The following is a 21,504-nucleotide window of genomic DNA, read 5'->3' as shown; positions in this document are numbered from 1 at the left end:
TTGCCCACACTGTCTGTTGCTCTTTGCTCCGGCGGGGGAGGTGGATCCCCCGCGTGGGTGAGGCGGGCGAACCGGCTCGGCGCCTAGGGTGCCGGGATGGACGTCGTGGTGGTCGGGCTGATCAATATCGGTGTGTTCATGGTGTTGTTCGTGCCGATCTCGCAGCGGTTGCTCGGGGTGCGGTTCGGGCTGGGGCGGATGGCGGTGGGTGCCGCGCTGACGCTGGCCATGTTCACGCCGTTGATGACCGCGCTCGCCGGGCCGTTGCCGTGGACCGGTTCGAACGGCGCCGCGATCGCGCTGCTCGGCCTGGCGACCTTGTGTTCGACCCTGACCGGCTTGATCTTCCTCGTCCTCGCCGAGGCTCTCGTCCCCACCGGATCGTTGCCCAGGGCCCGTGATCTGCGCCGCGACCTCAGCGGCCGCGTCGCGCGCACCCGGCGCTACCTGCAGATCCTCCGCATCGCCATCAAGCACGGCCTCGGACCGTACCTGCGCGGTCGCCGCCGCCCCGGCCACGAGAACGCCGCCGGCCAGGCCGATCTCGCTCGTTCTCTCCGGCTCGCGCTGGACGAGGCCGGCGTCACCTTCGTCAAGCTCGGCCAGGTCCTCTCCACCCGCAGCGACGTGATCCCGGCTGCCGTCGCGCTGGAGCTCAGCCGCCTACAGGACCAGGTCTCCCCCGCGCCCTGGCCGCAGGTCGAAGCAGTGCTCACCGAAGAGCTCGGCGCTCCGCCGCACCAGGTCTTCACGAACTTCGTCACCGAACCGCTCGCCGCCGCCTCCGTCGCCCAGGTGTACGCCGCCACCCACGACGGCGTACCGGTCGTCGTCAAGGTGCAGCGTCCCGGCATCGCCTCGGTCGTCGACCGGGATCTCGACATCGTCCGGCGACTCGCGCGCCTGCTCGAGCGGAACACCGACTGGGGCCGGTCGATGGGCGTGCGGTCCCTCGCCGAAGGGTTCACCGACGCGATGCGCGAGGAGCTCGACTTCACCGTCGAGGCCGGCAACATGGCCAGCGTCGCGGCCGGCCGGTCCGTGCTGGGCAACCGCGACGTCGTCGTACCGGCGCTGTATCCGGAGCTCTCCACCAGCCGCGTGCTGACCATGCAGCGCCTCGACGGCATCGGTCTGGGCAACGCCGCCAAGTCCATCGCGGACCGCGGTCTGGACGCCGCCCGGCTGGCGAAGGTGCTGTTCGAGTGTCTGCTGGGTCAGGTCGCGATCGACGGCGTGTTCCATGCCGACCCGCACCCGGGCAACTTCCTGCTGCTGACCGACGGCAGGATCGGCATGCTCGACCTCGGCTCGGTCGGCCGGCTCGCCCCGTCCACCCGCGAGGCCCTGCAACGCTTCCTGCTCGCCGTCGACCACGGTGACCCGGTCGCCGCGACCGACGCGTTGCTGGAGATCGTGCACCGCCCGGACGTGATCGACGAGCAGAGCCTGGAACGCGCGGTCGGTCAGTTCATGGCCCGCCACCTCGGCGCCGGCGCCCAGCTCGGGCCCGCCATGTTCAACGACCTGTTCAGGATCATCACCTCGCACGAACTCGGCGTCCCGCCCGAGGTGGCCGCGGTCTTCCGTGCGCTGGCCACCGTCGAGGGCACGATCTCGCGCATCTTCCCCGCCTTCGACCTGGTCGCCGCCTCCCGCCAGTTCGCCTCCGCCCACGTCACCGACCGGCTCGCCCCCGACGCGCTCCGCCGTACGGCGACCGAGGAACTGGCCACCCTGTTGCCGATGCTCCGCAGACTGCCGCGCCGGATCGACCGGATCGCGGCCGCCGCGGAGAGTGGACGCCTCGGCATCAACGTCCGCCTGCTCGCCGACGAACGCGACCGCCGCCACATCACCGGTCTCCTCCACCAGGCGCTGCTCGCGATCCTCGGCGCCACCGCTGGGCTGATGGCGGTCCTCCTGCTCGGTACGCCGGGCGGCCCCCAGGTCACCGGCAGCGTCAGCCTCTACCAGCTCTTCGCCTACAACCTGCTGGTGATCTGCGCCGTCCTCGTACTGCGTGTCCTGGTGCTGATCTTCCGCCTCCCCGACAGCCGCTCCCGCGACTGACCGAACGGGCTTGCTTGCCTGAGCTAATATTTGCTCATGCGAGCAAACAAGACGCCGACCGAACAGGTCAGGCGCGCGCAGATCGTGGCCGCGGCGATCGAGGTGATCGCCCGGGACGGGGTCGCCCAGGCCTCCTTCAAGGTGATCGCCGAGCAGGCCGGGCTGAGCAGCACCGGCCTGATCTCCTACCACTTCGCCGGCAAGCAGGACCTGATCGACGAGGTCGGCCGCGAGATCCTGGCCCGTTTCACCGAGTTCGTCCTGGACCGCACCGACGGCGTGGAGGAGCCGACCGCGGTACTGCGCGGCTTCATCGCGGCGAACGTCGACTTCCTCCGCACTCATCGCAACCACGCCTCCACCCTGGTCCGGATCAAGAACGACCTCGCCACGGTCGACCTGGCCCGCTCCGACCAGGCCGCGCTTGCCGCAGTACTGCGCCAGGGCCAGAACTCCGGCGTACTGCGCGCCTTCGATCCGCACCTGATGGCCGTCTTCGTCCTCTCGATCCGCGACGGCCTGATCCGCCAGCTCGACCTCGACCCGGAGCTCGACCTCGACGCCGCGACCCGTGAGTTCACGACGCTCGTCGACCTTGCCACCAGGAGGACCTGACATGCGACGCCTACTCGGACTGACTCTCGCCGCCCTCGTCCTCGCGGGCTGCAGCGAGAAGACCGACCCCGGAGCCCAGCCGACAGCACCGCCCGGACCCGTCGTACGCACGGACACGGGTGACGTCCGGGGCATCGTGCACAGCGACCGCCGCATCTTCAACGGCATCCCGTACGCCGCTCCGCCCGTCGGCACTCTCCGCTGGGCACCGCCCGAGCCTGCCGAGCCCTGGACCGGCGAACGCGCCGCGACCCGCCCCGGCAGCGCCTGCCCGCAGAACAAGAACGCGATCGCAGACCTTGCCAGCAGCAACGAAGACTGTCTCTTCCTCAACGTCACCACGCCGAACTCCGCGTCACCCGAGCACCGGAAGCCGGTGATGGTCTGGATCCACGGCGACGGCGCGATCGGCGCGGGGGCGCAGTTCGATCCCACCCGGCTCGCGGTCAAGGGTGACGTCGTGGTGGTCACCTTCAACTTCCGCCTCGGCGTCTTCGGCGGTTTCGCACTGCCCGGCCTGAAGGACTCCGGCACGATCGGTCTGCAGGACCAGCGCGCCGTACTGCGCTGGGTCCAGCGCAACGCCGCCGCGTTCGGTGGCGACCCGGGCAACGTCACGCTCTTCGGCGTCTCGTACGGCGCGACCGCGACCAGCGCGCATCTGATGTCGAAGGAGTCGCACGGCCTGTTCCACAAGGTCGCCATGCAGAGCGGCTTCACCCTGATGGACATGCCGGCCGGCGTCACCTACCCCGGCATCCCCGCGCTGCCCTGGTACGGCTGGACGACCACCAAGGACGCCGAGACACAAGGCCAGGTGGTGGCGAAACAGCTTGGCTGCAAGGACCTCGCGTGTCTTCGCAAGGTCCCGGTGGCCAAGCTGCTCGCCCTGCCGCAGGTGATGAACATCTTCCAGCCCTATGCCTTGGGCAACGAACAGCTACCGGCCGACCCTCTCCGGGCGCTGACCGCGGGCGACTTCGCCGAGGTGCCGGTGTTGTCGGGGACGACCCGGGACGAGCACACGACGTTCGTCGCCTTTTTCCGCGAACTGGCCGGCCAGCCGGTGACCGCAGCCAACTATCCCGAGTTGCTCCGAACCGCCTTCGGAAACAAGGCCGGACGGATCGCGGCGGAGTACCCGTTGAAGGACTACCCGACCCCGGCCCGGGCCTGGGCCGCGGTGGTCACCGACCGGATGTGGGCCCAGGCCCAGCTCCGGCAGAACCAGTTGCTCTCGGCAAAGAACCCGCTGTGGTTCTACGAGTTCGCGGACCGGGACGCGCCGATCGACATCCCGTTCCCGAAAGGTTTCGACCCGGGCGCCTGGCATGCCGGTGACGTGAGCTACCTCTTCCCGGACGCCACCAGCACCAAGGCGATGCGCCCGGACCAGGTCGCGTTGTCCGACACGATGATCGGCTACTGGACGAACTTCGCCCATCGAGGCGACCCGAACGGGGACGGCGTACCGGAGTGGCAGCGTTTCAGTACTCCGGGCAGCGTCCAGTCGCTCGCCCCGGGCAAGATCGCCCCGGTCGACTACGAACAGGAACACCGGCTGGCGTTCTGGCGGTCACTCGGCTAGCGGGATAGCACTAGAGTGTCGCCATGGCTGAGCTGCTGACCGATGACCAGATCGACGCCGCGTTGCGCGATCACCTGCCGCAGTGGAAGGTCGTGGAGAACTCGCTGGTGCGCAGCGTCCAGAAGGACTCCTTCCTGGACGGCATCCGGCTGGTCGCGACCGTTGCCCAGCTGGCCGAGTCGATGAACCACCACCCCGACATCGACATCCGTTACACCACGATCACCTTCCGGGTCACCAACCACGAGGCCGGCGGCCTGACCGACGACGACCTGGTGCTGGCCAGCCACATCGACACCGCCGCGGGCTGACCCCGCCCAGGACGCAGCGCGGTTTCGGTCAATCCGGAAGACCGGTAACTATCCAACGACTACGGTTGGCGTCGTGATCACCGCTGAGGAATACCGCCTGCTGGGTTTCACCGACGCCGACCGGGCGGCGGCCGAAAAGTTCGAGGCCGACCCGGCCGCGGTCGAGAAGCTGGCCGGGCAACTGCGGGCCACGATCGGCACCTTCCGCGCCGAGGGTGACGGCCTGGAGTTGCCGGAGGATCCGCGGATCTCGGTGGCGGCGTTCCTGCGAACGGTCCCCGACATCCGTGCGTGGCATCGCCGGCGTGGGATCACCGACGAGATCAGCTGGGCGACCCTGGCCGACCTCGGGCTGCAACTCGACGTGCACCGCCGGACCTTCGGTGAATACGGGCTGGCAACGCACTGGTGGCTGACCAACCACTGGGTCGGCCTCATCTACACGCTCGGCCGCCTGCAGTACCTGCTCCACCAGGTGCCGGCCGTCAACCCGGCGCCCGGCACCGAGCCCGGCGAGTGGGTGATCGGCGTCCATATCCCGGAGTCCGGCCCGCTGACTCCGGGGGCGATCGACGAGAGTTTCGACCAGGCCCGCGAGTTCTTCCCGCGCGTCTTCCCGGAGTACCCGGTGCGCACCGCCACGCTCGACTCCTGGCTGCTGGACTCCTATCTGCTGGACAACCTGCCGCAGGACTCCAACATGGTCCGGTTCGGCCGCCGCTTCACGCCGTACGGCGAACCGCGCGACTCCCAGGACAGCGCGATCTTCTTCACCTTCCGCAGCCACGACCTGAGCCGGCTGGACGAGTTCCCTCGGGACACCCGGCTGCAACGCCTGATCGTCGAGCGGATCAAGGCCGGCGGCACCTGGCAGAGCGCGACCGGCTACCTCAAGCTGTAGCCGGTACGCCGTACTTCGTCAGCCACCCAATCAGCTCGACGTTGGAGACGCAGCGAACGTCGGGCTGCGTACAGGTCTCCTTGACGAAGCTGGTCAGCGCATCGGAGTACACGCTGTTGTTCCAGCGGTTGAAGTGGTTGCCGAGGAACAAGGGTGGGTTGCCGCCGTCGCGGGAGCGTGCCAGCGCCATCCGGTACGTCGCGAGCACCTGCGCCTTCAGTGCGGGAGCATGCGCGAGTGGAGCCTCGTGCGCCTCCGTCTGGCTGTACCAGAGGTTGTAGTCCATCGTCAGGGTGTTCTTGTGCGTCCCCGCCAGCTGCACCGACTGCAGCGGGAAGTTCCAGAGCCCGTCCGTCTTTTTCGGCCACGCGATATAGCCAGGCTCGGACGCGTCGTACAGCATGCCGCGCTGCTTCATCACCGCCCGGTACGCCGGACGGTTGCCCTCCAGACATGGCGTCCGCATCCCTTTGACCGTGCTGGGGTCGAACGGCGCCGCCAGCGTCTTGCCTGCCGCCAGGGCCGGCCCGGTGCGCACCATCGACTCGAAGGCGTCCAACTCGCCGGTCCACTGGGCTCCGGTCCAGCGGTTGATCCCGTCCTTGCCGCAGAAGTGCCCGTTGGCGTGGGTACCGATCTCGTGGCCCTCGGCGATCGCCTGCCGCAGTACGGCGGCCCGGCGCAGCACCTTGTCGGGATCACCCCAGCCGATGTCGGAGGCGCCGGCCTTCTTGTACGGCGGCTGGTAGTCGGTCCTGCGCGCCTGCGGGTACACGTACGGGCCGGACAGGAAGAAGGTCATCCGGGCGTCGACCTGCTTGGCCAGCGCACGCCACTGCGCCCACAGAGGCAGGTCACCGGCGCCGTCGAACGAGATGACGACGAACAGCGGCGGCTTGCCGTTCTTCAGCTTGGCCGGGAAGCTGCGCGTCACCGGCGCTGCTGCGGGCGGCTTCACGCCGGGTGTCAGCGTGGCCGACGGGTCCGGGGCGGTAGGCGAGGCACTGGGCGTCGTGCTGGGCGGGGCGTTCGGTGTCCGGCTCGGCGTACCGTCGGGCGTTGCAGCCGGTCCCTGACCTGCCGCCCCGTCGAGCGGCACATCAGCACAGCCACCGGCCAGCGCCGCCAGTACGACGGAGCAGGTCAGCAATCGGGGCAGCGCAGGCCTCACCACGCCTCCACTGACGCATGGTGGCCGGTCCCGGCCGATCCGGGACACGCGTTCGCGCGGAAAGCGAACGGGTGATCGTTACCCGGCTGTGAGCTTGGCTGCTCGCCGCCGGAGGGCGATCCGGCGGGACGTCTCGATCACGAGACCGATGGTGAAAGCCAGGCTCAGACTGAACGCCAGCGCCTTGAGCGAGTCGTGCGCGAACGCGTCGCCGCCCAGATAACCGAGCAGCGCGACATACGTGTACGCCACCGTGACCCCGGCGGCGGTGAACAGGATGAACTTCCGGAACGAGTACGCCGTCGCGCCCGCCGTCAGCGTCGCGACCATCCGAGCGCCCGGAACGTACCGCACTGTCATCAGGATCAGCCCACCCCGCGTGTGCAGCGCCTTGGACACCTTCTCGAAGATCCGCTGCCGCCGTTCCTGCCGCTTCAGCCAGCGATGCAGCGCCGGCCCGGAACCACGGCCGAGCAGATAGCAGACGGACTCGCCGATGATCGAGCCGACCATCGCGGCGACGATCACCAGCAACAGGTTCTGATGACCGGCCGCGGCCGCCATCCCCGCCGTGACGACCAGTCCCTCACTCGGGATGACCGGAAAGACCGCGTCGATGGTGGCGGCCAGGAAAAGCACCAGGATCAGCCACTGCGAAGCCATGGCGAGCTCGAGGAACTGCCGGGCGGCTTCCATCAAGTCAGTCATCGCAAGCCAGCATGCCACCCGATGTCAACCGCGACCGAATTCACCCGGCCACCCTCAGGCAGTGGTCAACCAGGAATTCATCCGCAAGGACCACAGAGTTTCCACCGGCGCCCGAGCGAACTCGCCAGGCTCGTCGTGCAGCGCCCGTTGCCAAACCAGCGCCCGCGCCACCTTGCCGATCCAGCAAGCCAGCTCGAGCTCGGCGACCAGCTCGGCGGGGTTGCCGAACGCCTCCAGATAGGCGTCGCGCGGACGGCGTACCAGCGGGTCGTCGGGGCTCACCCCGAGCTGCTGGGACAGGAACGAGAGCGCGACCAGCATGCTGCTGAACGGATGCGCGAGCACGCTGTCACCCCAGTCGTAGAAGCGCACTGAGCCGCCCGGCCGGCCAAGAATGTTCTCGGTGTGCATGTCGTTGTGATCGAGACTTGCCCGATCGGGCAGCTCGGCGCAGCGAGCCGCGAATGCTCGGCGCTGACTCGAGACCCAGGTGTGCCACTCCCCCGCCTCCGCGTCTCGAGCGGCGAAGCGCCCAGTCACCTCCAGCGCCTCCTCCAGCCGCTGCGGCATCACCGCAGGCCGCATGTCTGTGACACCTGCCGCGAGCAGGTCGTCGGCGTGCCCCATCAGGTCAACCTGCAGTTGCCCGTACTGCGGAAGCACCCGAGTCATCACCTCGGACAAGTCACCGTTCCCCAGCCCCTCCCGCAGAGTCGGTCCACCGTCCGGAAGCAGCACCCAGCCACGCTCCACATCGACCGCGATCGGCTCCAGCACCCACCGAGGAACAAGCGTCGCGAGCAACCGATAGAGCGGCACCTCGAACGCCGTCTCCGGCCCAGGCGCCTTCAACCAAACCGGGCCGCCGGTCGTCTCAGCGCGCAGTACGGTCCCCCACGCCCGAACCCTCGGCTGGGTGACCTCACCCACCCGCCGTAGACCAGCGGCGCCCAACTGCTCATCCAGCCAGTCCCGCGCGCCGCTGAGCCATTCTTCAGTCGTCCAGTCCATTCAGAGCTTCTCCAGGATGTCAGCCAACTCGGGGCGGGAGTGGATGCCGAGCTTCGTGTAGACCTTGCGGAGGTGGTACTCAACCGTCTTGGGGCTCAGGAAGAGGCGGGCGGCGACGCTGCGGATGCTCTGCCCGTCGGCGAGAAGCAGGGCGATCTGCCGCTCCTGCGGGGTCAGGTCATCCGCAGTACTCGGCTGTCGGCGGCGTGCGGTCTCCCCTGTCGCCTTCAGCTCAGCAGCGGCTTGGTCGGCCCAGCCTGGCGCTCCCAGCTTGTCGAAGGCGGCCACTGCCTCGCGTAGCTGCTTACGCGCGTCCACTCGTCGCCTTGTTCGCCGCAGCCAGGCTCCGTAGACCAGCCGGGTCCGTGCCGCCTCGAAGACATCCAGTGTCCGCGCATGCCACTCCAGGGCCCGCTGGAACTCGCTCTCGTCCTCCTCCACCAGTCCGATAGCTCTAGCCGCCCTCGCCTGCGCCCACGGCTGTCCCTTCTCTTCAGCCCGTACTGCGAACGCTCGCGCGGCCGCTGCAGCGTCACCGGCCCGCCCCAACCGCAGATAGACCTCAACCAGCTCAGGCGCCGGCGACAGGTCCGGGTCCAGCACCCCGAGCGAGGTCAGTACCTCGGCCAGCCGCTCGTAGTGCGGCAGCGCGGCCTGCGGATCGCCCTTGCCCAGTTCGAGGTCTCCCAGCGCGAACAGCGACCAGAGCGTGCCCAGGTGGATCTGCCGTTCAGCACAGATCGCCATCGCCTCCGCCGCGCCGGCCCGGCACTCCTGCTCGCGCCCTTGATGAGCCGACAACCAGGCAAGACCGGCCAGGTTGATCGCGAACTCCGTCGTCTGCCCGGTCTCGCGACTCAGCCGCACCCCTTCGTCGTACGCCGTGGCCGCATCCGCCCAGCGATCGGTGGTCGCGTCGTCGCGGGCGAGCAGGAACAGCACCGCGGGCAGTACGCCGACGGCGACCTGGTCCCGCCGTTCGCGCATCGTCTCCTCGATCAGCGCGCGACCGGTGCCCGTCTCACGGAGGAACATCGGGGCGAGCATCATCCAGATCTGCCGCCGCCGGTCACGGTCCAGCGCGACCGACGGTGCCAGCGCGACAGCCTGACGGATCTCGTCGGTGCCGCCACGGCCGGCCAGCACCTTGGCGACACCGCTGGCCAGCAGACCGATGACGCGGGTGCTCGGCCGGTCGACCCGGCGGAGCAACTCGGTCAACTGCTCCGCGGCGCCCAGCGCCCCTGCCGCGTCGCCCAGCCGGAAGCACGCGTTGATCACGTCGGAGAGCAGACCGACAGCCGCCTCGGGCTCAGCAGTGCTGGCCGCTGCGGCGACGAGGATGTCCCTGGCTCGGGCAGGTGAGCCGCACTTCACCGCTATGTCGCCCCTGAGTTCGTCGGCGTGAGTACGGACCTGTGCGGGCGGGTCAAAGGTGAGTGCCTCGTTGAGCAAGCTGTCGGCTCGCTCGGGCAAACCGGCGAACCACGCCGCCTGCCCGGCCGCGACCAGCCGCAGCGCGCGAGCGTTCGGCGTACCGGTGAGGCGGGCGGAGCGCTCGAAGGCGGTGGCAGCGACCGCATGTGCGCCTCTAGCGACGGCGTGGTCGCCAGCCAGCTCCAGTGCGGCCGCTACGGCGTCGTCTGTACCGAGCACTGTCTCGGAGAGATGCCAAGCCCGACGGTCGTCGTCCTGTACTGCGTTGGCGACCGCTAGATGCACGGCTCTCCGCAGTACAGGCTCCGCGCCGGTATAGATGGCCGAGCGAACCAGGGGGTGTCTGAATTCGACGCGGCCATCCCTGAGCTTCACCAGCGACGCGCGCTCACCTTCAGCCAGTACTGCGATGTCGACGCCCAGCTCGACACAGGCGCGCGCTACTACTCCCAGCTCACCGTCGTCGACCGAGGCAACGAGCAGTGCCGTCTGCGCTTGCCCACTGAGCCTATTTGCCCTTGCTGCGAAGGCGTCTGCGAGCAGGGCAGGCACAGGCACCGGTACGCCGGGCGGAATCCGCTGCAGCTGCTCGGGATCCCGGGCCAGCTCGATCAAAGCCAACGGGTTGCCCGCCACCGTGCGATGCAGACTCGCCACCAGGTCCACCGGCATCCCCGCCATGAGCTCCTGCGCCGCCCCCAGCCCGACCCCGCTCAGCCGCAGCTCCGGTAGCTCCGCCTGAGCCAACGGATGCGCCTCGTCGGCCCGTGCCGCGACCACCAACATGATCGGGTCAGCCAGCAGCCGCCGCGCCGCAAACGCGATCGCCTCGGCCGACGGCAGGTCCAGCAGTTGCGCGTCGTCCACCAGCAACGCCACTGGCACCCGCTCCGCGTACCGGCAGACCAGGCTCAGAGTCGCCGCCCCTACTGCGAACCGCTCCTCCGGGCTGACCCCAGGACCATTGCCCACCACTCGGCCGGTCCCGGGCGCCTCACTCTGATCGAGAGCCAGCGCGGCAGCCAATGCCTCTCGTTGGGGTGCGGGAATCCGGGGCAACTCCCCCAGCGCCGGCCGGAGCAACTGGTGCAGCGCGCCGAACGGAAGGTCCCGCTCGGCCTCCGTCCCGCGAGCCCGCAGGACGTGCAGACCCGCGGCGAGTGTCGCGGCCTCGGCCACGAGCGCCGTCTTCCCGATCCCCGGTTCCCCGGTGATCAGCAGCACCCCGCTGGCCCCCACCCGTGCTCCCGCGACCAGCCGTTCGATCACCCGCCGTTCGGTTTCCCGCCCGATCAGCATGTCTGGCAGTACACCACCGATCGGCTAGGTGGGTCACCTGATGCGAGCAGCGCCCCCGCGCTCCTAGGTTCGGCGTACAGATCCAGGGAGGGAACTGAGATGACAACAGTTGCGATCGACATGGACAAGCTGATGGCGTTCGTCGGCCAGGCCGTCGGCGAGGTGGGGGCCACCCTGAACGCCGCGCTGGTGGTGATGGGCGACCGGCTCGGCTACTACCGCGCGTTGGCCGACGGCGGGCCGGTCACGCCGGCCGAGCTGGCAGAACGCACCAGCACCAGCGAGCACTACACCCGTGAGTGGCTCAACGCCCAGGCCGCCGGTGGCTTCGTGGAGTACGACACCACGACCGCGCAGTACCTGCTGCCGCCGGAACAGGCCGTGGCGCTCACCGACGAGAGCAGCCCCGCGTTCCTGCCGGGCTTTTTCCAGATCGCTCTCGGCACCGTGCAGCACACCACCCAGACCATCGAGGCGGCCCGCAGCGGCGCGGGCATCGGCTGGCACGAACACAACTCCGACGTACACCTGGGCTGCGAGCGCTTCTTCCGCCCCGGCTACAACGCGAACCTGGTGTCCGGCTGGCTCCCGGCCCTCGACGACGTCGTCGAGAAGCTCGGATCCGGCGCGAAGGTCGCCGACATCGGCTGCGGCCACGGCGCCTCGACCATCCTGATGGCGGCAGCCTTCCCGAACTCCACCTTCGTCGGCGCCGACTACCACGCGGAGTCGATCGCGATCGCCCGGCAACGCGCTGCCGAGGCCGGCGTCGCGGACCGCGTGACGTTCGAGGTGGCGTCGGCGACGCAGTACGGCGGCAGTGGGTACGACCTGGTCACGACGTTCGACGCACTGCACGACATGGGCGACCCGGTCGGCGCCGCCAGGCGAGTGCGGGAGTCGCTGGCGCCCGACGGCACGTGGATGGTCGTGGAGCCGATGGCCGGAGACCGTGTCGAGGACAACCTCAACCCGGTCGGCCGCGCGTACTACGGCTTCTCCACCCTGCTCTGTACGCCGGCCTCGCTCTCGCAGGACGTCGGTCTGGCGCTGGGAACCCAAGCCGGACCGGCCCGCATCAAGTACGTCACGACCGCCGCCGGCTTCACCCGCTTCCGGACCGCCGCGGAGACGCCGTTCAACCTGGTCTTCGAGGTTCGGCCCTGAGACAGTGCCGGACATGAGGGAAGGACTCATCGGGGAGCGTCCTGCTCGACCGGCCGATCAGGTCGGATCGGTCGAGCGGGACGGCGTGACGATCGCCTACCAGGTGTGGGACGGGCCTGCTGCTCAGGTCGGGCCAACTGTGGTCCTGCTGCCGACCTGGTCGATCGTGCACTCGCGAGTGTGGAAGGCGCAGGTGCCCTACCTGGCAAGGCACTTCCGGGTGATCACCTTCGATGACAGGGGCTCTGGCGCGTCCAGCAAGCCGGTGGGGGCCGCTGCGTACGCGGAGAGCGAGTACGTCGCCGACACCGCCGCAGTACTGGACGCAGTGGGGGTTGAGCGATGCGTGGTCGTCGGATTCTCGCGTGGCTGCCCATGGGCGCTGCAGCTCGCAGCGGAGCAGCCCACTCGAGTACTGGGAGTTGTTTGTGTCGGTAGCGCCCCGGGGCTGGTGCCGGATCCGAGAGGCCTGTGGAGCGATAGGCAACCGTCCAACCAGGGTTGGGCGAAGTTCAACCGCTACTACTGGCGGGAAGGTGGCTACGAGGACTTCCTGCACTTCTTCTTCGGGCAGCTGTTCACAGAGCCGCACTCGACCAAACAGATCGAGGATGCGATCAACTGGGGCTTGCAGATCAGCCCGGAGCGCTTGGTGGACACCGAGGCCGCTCGCCAGGCTCAGAGCCCTCGTCTGCCGCCGGTGGAGTGTCCCGTGCTGGTCGTGCACGGTTCGGACGACGCCGTACGTCCACTGGCCGAGGGGCAGCGGCTGGCGGAGCTGTACGGCGGTTCGCTGATCACCATCGAGGGCGGCGGCCATGCGCCTCACGCCCGCGATCCGGTCATGTTCAACCGGCTGCTGAAGTCGTTCGTCGACCAGGTCGCGCCACAGCCGGTACGGCGTACGTGGGTCCGGGCGCTGAACCGGCCGCGCCGGGCGCTCTACCTGTCGTCACCCATCGGCCTCGGCCACGCCAAGCGTGACCTCGCGATCGCCCGGGAACTTCGCCTGCGCCGCCCGGACCTGCAGCTCGACTGGCTCGCGCAGCACCCGGTCACGCGAGTGCTCGAGGACGCCGGGGAGAAGGTCCATCCGGCCTCGGACTGGCTGGTGAGCGAGTCGGCGCACGTGGAGTTCGAGGCCGAGGAACACGACCTGCACGCGTTCCAGGCGATCCGCCGGATGGACGAGATCCTGGTCGCGAACTTCCTCACCTTCGCCGATGTCGTGGCCGGCCGGCACTACGACCTGGTGATCGCCGACGAGGCCTGGGAGGTCGACTACTTCCTGCACGAGAACCCCGAGCTCAAACGCTTCGGCTATGCCTGGCTCACCGACTTCGTCGGCTGGCTCCCGATGCCCGACGGCGGCACGGCCGAGGCGCGGCTGACCGCCGACTACAACGCCGAGATGCTCGAACACCGGGCCCGCTATCCACGACTGCGCGACCATTCCCTCTTCGTCGGCGACCCGGCCGACGTCACCACCACCGAATTCGGCCCCGGGCTGCCGTCGATCCGCGACTGGACCGTCGCCAACTACACCTTCACCGGCTACGTCACCGGCTCGCAGCCGGCCACTCGGTCGCGTGAGCGCCTCGGCTACCGCGGCGATCAACTCCTGTGCATGGTGACCGTCGGCGGCTCAGCGGTCGGCTCCCATCTTCTCCACCGGGTACTGGAGGCCGTCCCGCTCGCTCGCCGGCTGGTCCCAGGGCTCGAGTTCGTCTTCGTCACCGGCCCTCGTATCCATCCCACCGAGCTACCGACCAGCCAAGGCGTTACCGTGCACGGCTATCTGCCGGACCTGGAACAGCACCTGGCAGTAGCGGACCTGACCATCACCCAAGGCGGTCTCACCACCTGTATGGAGCTGACCGCTCTCCGCGTCCCGTTCATCTACATTCCGCTCGAGCACCACTTCGAGCAGAACTTCCACGTTCGCGCCCGCCTGACCCGTCACCAGGCCGGCCATCACCTCCGCTACGCCGAGGCGTGCGACCCGCAGTTGCTGGCCGAAGCCATCGCCGTACAGCTGATGCAGTCCGTCGACTACCTCCCGGTCCCCACCGGCGGGGCTGCCCGCGCCGCCGGCCTCCTCGACGAACTCCTCTGACCCTTGACAAACACTTCACCGATTGGTGAAGTATTGCCATGCCCCTGGCCACCACCTTCGCCGCGCTTGCCGATCCGACCAGGCTCGCGATCGTCCGGCAACTGAGCCGGGGCGAGGCGACGATGAGCCAGCTCGGCACCCCGCACGAAATCACCCCGCCCGCGATGACCAAACACGTCGGGGTGCTGGTCGACGCCGGCCTGGTGACTCGCCGGCGACACGGCCGTTCCGTCGTCTGCACGCTGCACCCCGCCGCGCTGACCGAAGTACAGACCTGGCTTGCTGACCTGACGGCGTACTGGAACGGCGCGGTCGACCGCCTCGAAGACCTCCTGGAGAACGACGATGAGCTCTGACGTCCGCATCGACCGCGTACTGAAGGCGACGATCGACCGCGTGTACGCCGCCTGGACCCAGCCCACGCTGCTGTCCCGGTGGTACTGCCCCAACCCCGCCCTGGACCTCGAGGTCGAGGCCGACGTACGGGTCGGCGGCGCCTACGTCGTCACGATGGGCCCGTACGTCGCCCGCGGCGTCTACACCGAGGTCGAGCCGCCGAAGCTGCTCGAGTTCACCTGGCAGTGGGATCACGAAGGCGGCCCGACACAGGTCCGCGTCGAACTGTCGGAGGTTGCGGACGGCACCCGGCTGCTGCTCAGCCACACCGGGTTCACCGACCCCCAGGACGCCGGCGGTCACCTGGAAGGCTGGGAACTGGAGCTCGATCGCCTGGACGCTCTGGTCACCACGGCCTGAGCAAAGCTAGAGCCCCGGGCGGTGACCCGGGGCTCGAGGTGGATGGTTGGGCGGCGGAATCAGCTGCCGGACTTGCGCCGGAACTGGCGCTTCTGCTTGTCGTTGTGCGCTTCGCCGACACCCTCGTGCCGCGGCCCGCTACCGGGGTGCGACTCGTGTGTCTGGTTCTTCTTGGCGAGTGCCTCACGGAACTTCTTCTGCAGATCGTCCTTGGCCGGCTCGCTGGGCTTGTCGCTCATACCGTCTCCTTACAAACCGTCAGGCGTTCAGGCTCTAGCCAACCAAGTGTGACGGTTGCCGCGCCACTGATTATCGGCGGGGCCCGTCTCAGCGTCCGAAAACGGTCCGCGGCACCGGTACGCCGCCTGCTAGTTTCGCCGGGGCAGCAACGACGTCGGAGGAACTCCTGATGGTGGTCAGCACGGAAGCACTGATCGGGATCGCGCTGATCGAGCTCGGCCTGGTGGTCATCCCCGGTCCGAACATGATCTACCTCGTCTCGCGCTCGATCACGCAGGGCCGCCGAGCCGGACTCGTCTCGCTGGCAGGCGTCGGCGTCGGTTTCCTCTTCTACCTGCTCGCCGCCTCCGCCGGCCTGGCGACTCTCTTCGCGCTGGTCCCAGAGATCTACCTGACCCTGAAACTCGCCGGCGCGGCGTACCTGCTGTGGCTCGCCTGGAACGCCCTCCGCCCCAGCGGAAGCTCCGGCTTCACCCCGAGCGACCTCACCCCCGACAGCCACCGCAAACTCTTCGGCATGGGTCTGCTGACCTGCTTGCTCAACCCGAAGATCGCGATCCTCTACATCTCGCTGCTGCCCCAGTTCCTCGACCCGTCGCGCGGGCACGTCGGCGCCCAGAGCCTGATCCTCGGCCTCACCCAGCTGATCGTCGGCGTGGCCGTCAACGCGATCTTCGTCGTCACGGCCGGCTCGGTGGCGATCTTCTTCGTCCGCAGACCCCTCTGGTCCCGCATTCACCGCTACCTCACCGGCACCGCGCTGGCCGTCTTCGCCGTGAAGCTCGCCACAGACCGTACGGCGCCCGTCGCCACTCCGTGACGCGGCCCTTACCCTCTGCCGCATTTCGTGGCATTTCCCTTGTTCTCAAGCGATTTGCGACTGCTTCGAGCGTCCACCCAGCCTCTGCCCCTTGTGCCCCGGCATAGATTGGTCACCAGAGGCCCCGGACCACCGGAACCAGTCGACAGCCCCACCACGCGAGGCAGTCCACCCGGCACAACGCTCCCCGGCCCCCACCACACAAGTGGTCCCCTGACAGGTCAGGGTGCCGGTGCCCCCCCATCCCCTGCCCGGCACCCTGGCCGCTCCACCTGGTCGCGCGGCCGCGCGACGAACACGAACTCCAGCCCCGGCCGATCCGGCGCATCCCGTACTTCGTCGACCACGAACCCCGCTCGCGTCAGCGACTCCTCGATCTCCGCCCGGGTCCTGAACCTCAACGTCGACTCCGACTCCAGCCGCGCCCCGTCCGCAGCGAACAGATAAGTCGCCCGAAACGTCACCAGCGGCAACCGGACCTCCAGCAACTCGGTCCAGCTCTCCACCACCCCGACCCCCGGCAGCTCGACCCGCCTGTAGGTGTCCTCGCGATTCCACCCCGACCACGCCTGCCGCTCCGGATCCCTTGTCTCGAAGACGAATCGCCCACCCGGGCCCAGCGCACGCCGTACGGCGCCCAACGTCTCGACCCAGTCCTCGTCCTGCACGAAAACCTGCGCGACGTTCCCGGTCATCACCGCCAAGTCCACCTGCAACGGCGGCAACGCGCCGGCATCCCCCTGCACCCATCGCACCCGCTCCGCACCTGGCTTCCCCCGAGCCACCTCCAGCGAAGCCAACGCCGGATCCACCCCGACGACCTCCACCCCACGTCCCGCCAGCAAGAGCGCGAAGACTCCCGTCCCACACCCCACATCCAGCACCCGCGCCGCCCCGAACTCCCCCACCATCGCCGCATAGACCTCGAGATCGGGCCGCTCGTCCTCCAACGGATCGTAGAGCGCGGCCAACCGAGGATGTGCGAACAAGGCATCAGGCATATCCGGACCCTAGATCCGCGCGGACCACTGATCCCACTCGTTTTACGGACGGCCGATCACGCCTCGCTAGGCTTGCGCTTCCCTATGGCTGAGGAGATCGGTGTGGCTGAGACGGTGACTGGGACGACGGTGGCCGAGGTGATGGCCGAACTGGCGGCGCTGGAGGACCCGAAGGCGCGGGCGGTGAACGAGAAGCACGGGGACGACCACGGCGTGAACCTCACCAAGCTCCGCGCGGTGGCGAAGCGGCTGAAGAAGCAGGAGCAGCTGGCCCGCGACCTCTGGGCAACCGGCGACACCGCCGCAAGGCTGCTGGCGCTCCTCATCTTCCGGCCCAAGGCCTTCACGCGGGACGAGCTGGACGTCATGCTGCGCGAAGCCCGCAAACCCAAGGTCCACGACTGGCTGGTGAACTACGTGGTGAAGAAGAGCCCGTACGCCGAAGAGCTCCGCCGCACCTGGTACGCCGACCCCGACCCCGTCGTCGCCAGCGCCGGCTGGGCCCTCACCGCCGAACGTGTCGCCAAGCTGCCCGCCGGCCTGGAACTCCCCGCCCTGCTCGACACCATCGAGGCCGAGCTGAAAGACGCCCCCGAGCGCCTGCAATGGGCCATGAACCACTGCCTGGCCCAGATCGGAATAGAGCACCCCGACCACCGGCCCCGGGCCATCGCGATCGGCGAACGCCTGGCGGTTCTCAAGGACTACCCCACGCCCCCAGGCTGCACTTCGCCGTACGCGCCGATCTGGATCACCGAGATGGTTCGCCGCCGAACCGCCTGACCAGACGTCGAAGCCGAACCCTTCTGGCTAGGACTTCGCCGCGCCGCGCTGCTTGCGAGCGCGCTCGAAGTCGTCGACATCCGTCGTCCACGGACCGTGCCCGTCCAGCGCGGAGCAGCCGCCATCGACGAAGGCGCGTACCAGGGTCCGATACCCGTCGAGCCCGTCGACCAGGCCGTACTCCACCCGGTACTCCGGGTCCGACCCGTTCTCGCCCTTCCTCACCGTCGTGATCCGCGCGATCGAGTCGGCGTAGAAGTGGACCTGGATCCCCTCACCGAGCACCTCGTCCTCGATGGTGAACACCTCGTTGTCCGAGGCAGAGCGGCTGTTGACGAACTCCCAGAACTCAGCACTGGCGGTACGGGCGCTGTCCGGGTGCCACGTCTCCTCGACCTCTTTGTCGTCGGTGAAGGTCAGCTTCGTCTTCCGCGCGGTCTGCACACTGCCGGCCTGCTCCGCGTCGTCCTCGATCGGCCCGCTCCTCGCCCGTTTCGCCGCCTCCGAGCACATCAGGAAGCTCACGGTCCTCACCGCGTCCTCAACGAGGTCCGGATGTGCGCCGCGCACGGCCGCATCGACCGCCGTCGACATCCGGTCCCAGTCACGCTTGTCCGTCGCGGTTCCTCCCTTGCGCGGATCGCGGCGGATCCGCATCCCGGCGCACGCTCGCTCCGCGGTGGCGATCACCCGCAGAACTTCAGGTAGCAGCGCCGGATCGACCGCGTCGGGAAGCCGTCTCGGGATCGTCGAGCCATGCAGGTACTGCCCGGTGAACTTGAGGATCGCGGCGTCGAGCGGAGCAAGAGTCACACCGCGCTCGATACGTCGACGCTTTGCTTCGTACTCCTGAACTCGCGGCCAGTCGGACGCCTCGGTCGCCGAGCTCATCGCTTGGTAGACGTGGCCACGCTCGAGCAGCTCGAGGTCGGCTCCATGCGAGATGAGCTGGTTCTTGCTCCACCGAATGCGCCGGAACAGTGCCTCGACGTCAGCAGGAGCACCAAGGAGGATCGGGTCGAGGAGCGCGACGGCAGCACTCTCGTCCAGCTCGCCCCGAGTCCCGGCAGCGTCGCACAGCGGCAGGACCGCACTCCACAGCAGCAGATGCCGCGTCAGTTCCGCCCGGATCACAGCGTGATGGGCTTCTTCGATCGGGAACGTGAAAAGCCGGGGATCATGATTGGCGTCGGCGCCGGCCGCAAGCACGATCCGCAGTACGCCGTCCTTCCGAACCACCTTCGGGAACCACCCGTTCGCGCGGGCGAACACGACCTCCTCCGCCGGCCGGCCGCTCATGCCCACCGCTCTGACTCGGCGTCGAGACGCGGATCAGTACGCACCCACACCTCACCGTCGGCAGCCCCAGCCGGCGCCTCGCCTCGCTCGAGACCAAGGAACTCGATCAGCACCAGCAGCTCGGCTCGTTCAGCTCGATCGTCGTCGGCACCGTGCGAATCGAAGAAGACGTACCACTCGTTGCCCGGATCCACGATGCCCGAATCCGCCCAGATCCGGCCGACCTCCCCGATCGCCGCGGCCTGGGTCGTGAACGTCGCGGCACGCAGGGCACCGCGAGTCTCCGGCGACGCGTCGAGATCGGCAAGGTCCGGAAACCACTGCCCGAAGTGATCGAGACCGGCGTACCCGTTCTCGAAGAACAGCATCGCGGCCGGCAGATAGCGATTGGCCCTGTCGACCTTGACGTACTCGACCTCAGCCCCCTTGCCCCGGGCAACCACCCCTCGCCCAGGCATCAACACCACCCGCTGCCCCACCGGCTCATCCTCGACGGTGAACGCGTCAGCCTCCCGCCCCCGGAAGAACTCCGAGAACGCCACATAGGCTTCCTGAGCATCAGCAACGACCACCCGTTGATCGTCGCCATCACCCCCACCGAACACGAACTCTTTCGGTCCAGGGCTGTAAGCGCGAGCCATCTGCGTCCTTTGCTAGATATCGAAGCGGAACCACCTAGAAGTCCTCCGGCTTGATCCTCAACCGCGTGCGCCGAGTTCCAGCCTCCGCCGACGGCAACTTTCTGCTCCCTGGCCTGGACGTCGAAGCGGAACTCCACAAAGTTCCGGCACGGAGAAACAGTTGAAGTCTAGGAGATGCCGCGTTGCCCGCGCTTGCGTGCGTAGGCGCGGGCTGCACGCATTCTGTCGCCACAGCGGATCGAGCACCATTGCCGTCGTGCGTGCGTGCGCAGGAAGAACCACTGACAGCCGTCTGCTTCGCAGGAGGAGAGCATCGACGCCTCGTCATCGGTGAGCAGCGTGGCGGCATCCTCGGCGATGAGGGCCATGACGTGCTCGACGACCTGCGTCACCGGGTGATCGGCGCCGCGGGTGAACCCTGTCGTCGCATCGAAGCGCAGGAGCAGCGCTCCGGGGACGCTGGTCAGCGCGCTGTTGAGGGCTTGCACTGCTTCGGGCGGGGGGACGTCTCCGCCGGTGTGCGCAGTGAAGAGGTCTCGCAGACTCTCGCGCAGCGCCACGATCCGGCCTCGGCAGTACTCGTACAGCACAGCGTCTGGGTCGATCAGGTCGCGGGTGAGCAGCCAGGCCCGCACACTCTCGGGGGTCTCCAACTCGTCGCGGCGGTGGCCCCTGGCCGATTCAGTCACGCTGTTCACCAGGGCGAGGCTCGGGTGCTCCTCGACGCCGGGCACGGCCAGCTGAGCGGTCTCCGTCATGTTCTCACGGTATCAGGCGCCCGTATCCGTGAGACATCTGCTATGGTCGCATCACGTCAAAGCTGAGATTTATCCATGAGATCGCGAAGTTCGCGCGCCACCTCGCCTGATGAAACGGAGAACACCATGACCGCACCACGCCGAGCCCTGATCGTCATCGACGCCCAGCAGGAGTACTTTGACGGGCTCCTCCCGATCCAGTACCCCGACCGCAACGAGTCGGTCGTCCACATCCGGGCCGCGATCGACGCCGCGGAGCAGGCCGGCACCCCGGTCGTGCTCGTCCAGCACGAACTCCCGGCCGAGGCCCCCGTCTTCGCCTCGGGGTCGGCGACCTGGCGCAACCACCCCGAGGTCGCCTATCACGAGGAGCGAGTGGCCAAGCGCATCAGCAAGCAGTTCTCGAGCGTCTTCGCGGACACCGACCTCGAGAGCTGGCTGCGCGACCAGAGCGTCGACACGATCACCCTCGTCGGCTACATGACGAACAACTGCGTGATCGCCTCCGCGGCCGCCGCCGAGCCGCTCGGCTTCACCGTGGAGGTCCTCTCGGACGCGACCGGCGCGATCGACCTCGCGAACGACGCGGGCAGCGCGCCGGCCCGGCAGGTCCACGACACACTGATGACGCTGCTTCACTCCAACTGGGCAGCCGTCACCGACACCAGCACCTGGACGGCCGCACTGCAGTCCGGCGAGGCGTTGAGCAAGGGCAACCTGGTCACCTCAGCCGCACAGGGCCGCAAGGTCTCCTGACGGACGGGAGATCAAAGAAAGATCCCCCGTCCCCGGATCATTGCCTAAACGTT

General features: G+C 68.5%; 21 protein-coding genes. 12 read left to right on the top strand and 9 right to left on the bottom strand.

All coding sequences use genetic code 11. From position 1 onward, the window contains the following. Positions 1-96: 96 nt before the first annotated feature. From OX958_RS09150 to OX958_RS09130, 5 genes are all read left to right on the top strand, one after another. A complete protein-coding gene (locus OX958_RS09150; protein WP_270136786.1) occupies positions 97-2,073 on the top strand; it encodes an ABC1 kinase family protein in 1,977 nt (658 codons plus the stop codon). 36 nt (positions 2,074-2,109) lie between these two features. Beyond that, positions 2,110-2,688: a TetR/AcrR family transcriptional regulator gene (locus OX958_RS09145; protein WP_270136785.1), complete on the top strand. Its 579-nt coding sequence runs from the start codon at positions 2,110-2,112 to the stop codon at positions 2,686-2,688. Between the two features lies 1 nt (position 2,689). Then, complete coding sequence (locus OX958_RS09140) at positions 2,690-4,276, top strand: carboxylesterase/lipase family protein (protein WP_270136784.1); 1,587 nt, start codon at positions 2,690-2,692, stop codon at positions 4,274-4,276. 23 nt (positions 4,277-4,299) lie between these two features. Then, complete coding sequence (locus OX958_RS09135; protein ID WP_270136783.1) at positions 4,300-4,587, top strand: 4a-hydroxytetrahydrobiopterin dehydratase; 288 nt, start codon at positions 4,300-4,302, stop codon at positions 4,585-4,587. 73 nt (positions 4,588-4,660) lie between these two features. Beyond that, on the top strand, positions 4,661-5,488 hold the full coding sequence (locus tag OX958_RS09130; RefSeq protein WP_270136782.1) for an acyltransferase domain-containing protein: 828 nt from the start codon (positions 4,661-4,663) through the stop codon (positions 5,486-5,488). Here OX958_RS09130 and OX958_RS09125 read toward each other — a convergent pair. The 4 genes from OX958_RS09125 to OX958_RS09110 all read right to left on the bottom strand — a co-directional run bounded on the left by OX958_RS09125 (position 5,478) and on the right by OX958_RS09110 (position 11,114). Beyond that, complete coding sequence (locus OX958_RS09125) at positions 5,478-6,659, bottom strand: hypothetical protein (RefSeq protein WP_270136780.1); 1,182 nt, start codon at positions 6,657-6,659, stop codon at positions 5,478-5,480. The two genes, OX958_RS09130 and OX958_RS09125, sit on opposite strands and share 11 nt — an antisense overlap. Positions 6,660-6,737: 78 nt before the next feature. Then, positions 6,738-7,367, bottom strand: coding sequence for a DedA family protein (locus tag OX958_RS09120; protein WP_270136779.1), 630 nt, complete (start codon positions 7,365-7,367; stop codon positions 6,738-6,740). A gap of 54 nt (positions 7,368-7,421) precedes the next feature. Further along, positions 7,422-8,378: a phosphotransferase gene (locus tag OX958_RS09115; RefSeq protein WP_270136778.1), complete on the bottom strand. Its 957-nt coding sequence runs from the start codon at positions 8,376-8,378 to the stop codon at positions 7,422-7,424. After that, positions 8,379-11,114: a helix-turn-helix transcriptional regulator gene (locus tag OX958_RS09110; protein WP_270136777.1), complete on the bottom strand. Its 2,736-nt coding sequence runs from the start codon at positions 11,112-11,114 to the stop codon at positions 8,379-8,381. Positions 11,115-11,213: 99 nt separating this feature from the next. On the opposite strand from OX958_RS09110, the gene OX958_RS09105 reads away from it, so the two are divergent. Genes OX958_RS09105 through OX958_RS09090 form a run of 4 tightly spaced genes read left to right on the top strand, consistent with a single transcriptional unit; the run spans position 11,214 to position 15,153 of the window. Further along, positions 11,214-12,281 carry a class I SAM-dependent methyltransferase gene (locus OX958_RS09105; protein ID WP_270136776.1) on the top strand — a complete coding sequence of 356 codons (1,068 nt, stop codon included), beginning with the start codon at positions 11,214-11,216 and terminating at the stop codon, positions 12,279-12,281. 13 nt (positions 12,282-12,294) lie between these two features. Continuing rightward, positions 12,295-14,397 carry an alpha/beta hydrolase gene (locus OX958_RS09100; RefSeq protein ID WP_270136775.1) on the top strand — a complete coding sequence of 701 codons (2,103 nt, stop codon included), beginning with the start codon at positions 12,295-12,297 and terminating at the stop codon, positions 14,395-14,397. 38 nt (positions 14,398-14,435) lie between these two features. Then, entirely contained in the window at positions 14,436-14,753 is a 318-nt protein-coding gene (locus OX958_RS09095; RefSeq protein ID WP_270136774.1) for an ArsR/SmtB family transcription factor, read from the top strand. Then, positions 14,743-15,153: an SRPBCC family protein gene (locus OX958_RS09090; RefSeq protein WP_270136773.1), complete on the top strand. Its 411-nt coding sequence runs from the start codon at positions 14,743-14,745 to the stop codon at positions 15,151-15,153. The genes OX958_RS09095 and OX958_RS09090 overlap by 11 nt, the downstream gene beginning before the upstream one ends. A gap of 59 nt (positions 15,154-15,212) precedes the next feature. Here OX958_RS09090 and OX958_RS09085 read toward each other — a convergent pair whose 3' ends face one another. Beyond that, a complete protein-coding gene (locus OX958_RS09085) occupies positions 15,213-15,392 on the bottom strand; it encodes a DUF5302 domain-containing protein (RefSeq protein ID WP_270136772.1) in 180 nt (59 codons plus the stop codon). A 170-nt stretch (positions 15,393-15,562) separates the two neighbouring features. On the opposite strand from OX958_RS09085, the gene OX958_RS09080 reads away from it, so the two are divergent. Continuing rightward, a complete protein-coding gene (locus tag OX958_RS09080; RefSeq protein WP_270136771.1) occupies positions 15,563-16,213 on the top strand; it encodes a LysE family translocator in 651 nt (216 codons plus the stop codon). A gap of 221 nt (positions 16,214-16,434) precedes the next feature. On the opposite strand, the gene OX958_RS09075 is transcribed toward OX958_RS09080, so the two are convergent. Further along, complete coding sequence (locus OX958_RS09075; RefSeq protein WP_270136770.1) at positions 16,435-17,214, bottom strand: class I SAM-dependent DNA methyltransferase; 780 nt, start codon at positions 17,212-17,214, stop codon at positions 16,435-16,437. A gap of 102 nt (positions 17,215-17,316) precedes the next feature. On the opposite strand from OX958_RS09075, the gene OX958_RS09070 reads away from it, so the two are divergent. Beyond that, positions 17,317-17,997: a DNA alkylation repair protein gene (locus tag OX958_RS09070; RefSeq protein WP_270136769.1), complete on the top strand. Its 681-nt coding sequence runs from the start codon at positions 17,317-17,319 to the stop codon at positions 17,995-17,997. A 27-nt stretch (positions 17,998-18,024) separates the two neighbouring features. Here OX958_RS09070 and OX958_RS09065 read toward each other — a convergent pair whose 3' ends face one another. The 3 genes from OX958_RS09065 to OX958_RS09055 form a co-directional block, all read right to left on the bottom strand. Continuing rightward, on the bottom strand, positions 18,025-19,296 hold the full coding sequence (locus OX958_RS09065; protein WP_270136768.1) for a DUF6357 family protein: 1,272 nt from the start codon (positions 19,294-19,296) through the stop codon (positions 18,025-18,027). After that, positions 19,293-19,937: a DUF6357 family protein gene (locus OX958_RS09060; protein WP_270136767.1), complete on the bottom strand. Its 645-nt coding sequence runs from the start codon at positions 19,935-19,937 to the stop codon at positions 19,293-19,295. The genes OX958_RS09065 and OX958_RS09060 overlap by 4 nt, the downstream gene beginning before the upstream one ends. A 167-nt stretch (positions 19,938-20,104) precedes the next feature. Next, positions 20,105-20,695: a CGNR zinc finger domain-containing protein gene (locus OX958_RS09055; RefSeq protein WP_270136766.1), complete on the bottom strand. Its 591-nt coding sequence runs from the start codon at positions 20,693-20,695 to the stop codon at positions 20,105-20,107. A 126-nt stretch (positions 20,696-20,821) separates the two neighbouring features. Here OX958_RS09055 and OX958_RS09050 point away from each other — a divergent pair, with 126 nt between their 5' ends. Continuing rightward, positions 20,822-21,451, top strand: coding sequence for an isochorismatase family protein (locus OX958_RS09050; RefSeq protein ID WP_270136765.1), 630 nt, complete (start codon positions 20,822-20,824; stop codon positions 21,449-21,451). Positions 21,452-21,504: the final 53 nt, after the last annotated feature.

It is taken from the genome of Kribbella sp. CA-293567, from assembly GCF_027627575.1.
Lineage (GTDB): Bacteria > Actinomycetota > Actinomycetes > Propionibacteriales > Kribbellaceae > Kribbella.
This window is presented reverse-complemented; position numbering and strand designations above follow the sequence as displayed.

What these genes read in the sequence shown, in the direction of transcription:
- OX958_RS09135 (WP_270136783.1), top strand. Translation starts at nt 4,300, where the DNA reads ATGGCTGAGCTGCTGACCGATGACCAGATCGACGCCGCGTTGCGCGAT.
- OX958_RS09120 (WP_270136779.1), bottom strand. Translation starts at nt 7,367, where the DNA reads ATGACTGACTTGATGGAAGCCGCCCGGCAGTTCCTCGAGCTCGCCATG.
- OX958_RS09150 (WP_270136786.1), top strand. Translation starts at nt 97, where the DNA reads ATGGACGTCGTGGTGGTCGGGCTGATCAATATCGGTGTGTTCATGGTG.
- OX958_RS09095 (WP_270136774.1), top strand. Translation starts at nt 14,436, where the DNA reads ATGCCCCTGGCCACCACCTTCGCCGCGCTTGCCGATCCGACCAGGCTC.
- OX958_RS09075 (WP_270136770.1), bottom strand. Translation starts at nt 17,214, where the DNA reads ATGCCTGATGCCTTGTTCGCACATCCTCGGTTGGCCGCGCTCTACGAT.
- OX958_RS09050 (WP_270136765.1), top strand. Translation starts at nt 20,822, where the DNA reads ATGACCGCACCACGCCGAGCCCTGATCGTCATCGACGCCCAGCAGGAG.
- OX958_RS09115 (WP_270136778.1), bottom strand. Translation starts at nt 8,378, where the DNA reads ATGGACTGGACGACTGAAGAATGGCTCAGCGGCGCGCGGGACTGGCTG.
- OX958_RS09140 (WP_270136784.1), top strand. Translation starts at nt 2,690, where the DNA reads ATGCGACGCCTACTCGGACTGACTCTCGCCGCCCTCGTCCTCGCGGGC.
- OX958_RS09060 (WP_270136767.1), bottom strand. Translation starts at nt 19,937, where the DNA reads ATGGCTCGCGCTTACAGCCCTGGACCGAAAGAGTTCGTGTTCGGTGGG.
- OX958_RS09090 (WP_270136773.1), top strand. Translation starts at nt 14,743, where the DNA reads ATGAGCTCTGACGTCCGCATCGACCGCGTACTGAAGGCGACGATCGAC.
- OX958_RS09085 (WP_270136772.1), bottom strand. Translation starts at nt 15,392, where the DNA reads ATGAGCGACAAGCCCAGCGAGCCGGCCAAGGACGATCTGCAGAAGAAG.
- OX958_RS09100 (WP_270136775.1), top strand. Translation starts at nt 12,295, where the DNA reads ATGAGGGAAGGACTCATCGGGGAGCGTCCTGCTCGACCGGCCGATCAG.
- OX958_RS09110 (WP_270136777.1), bottom strand. Translation starts at nt 11,114, where the DNA reads ATGCTGATCGGGCGGGAAACCGAACGGCGGGTGATCGAACGGCTGGTC.
- OX958_RS09105 (WP_270136776.1), top strand. Translation starts at nt 11,214, where the DNA reads ATGACAACAGTTGCGATCGACATGGACAAGCTGATGGCGTTCGTCGGC.
- OX958_RS09080 (WP_270136771.1), top strand. Translation starts at nt 15,563, where the DNA reads ATGGTGGTCAGCACGGAAGCACTGATCGGGATCGCGCTGATCGAGCTC.
- OX958_RS09145 (WP_270136785.1), top strand. Translation starts at nt 2,110, where the DNA reads ATGCGAGCAAACAAGACGCCGACCGAACAGGTCAGGCGCGCGCAGATC.
- OX958_RS09065 (WP_270136768.1), bottom strand. Translation starts at nt 19,296, where the DNA reads ATGAGCGGCCGGCCGGCGGAGGAGGTCGTGTTCGCCCGCGCGAACGGG.
- OX958_RS09055 (WP_270136766.1), bottom strand. Translation starts at nt 20,695, where the DNA reads ATGACGGAGACCGCTCAGCTGGCCGTGCCCGGCGTCGAGGAGCACCCG.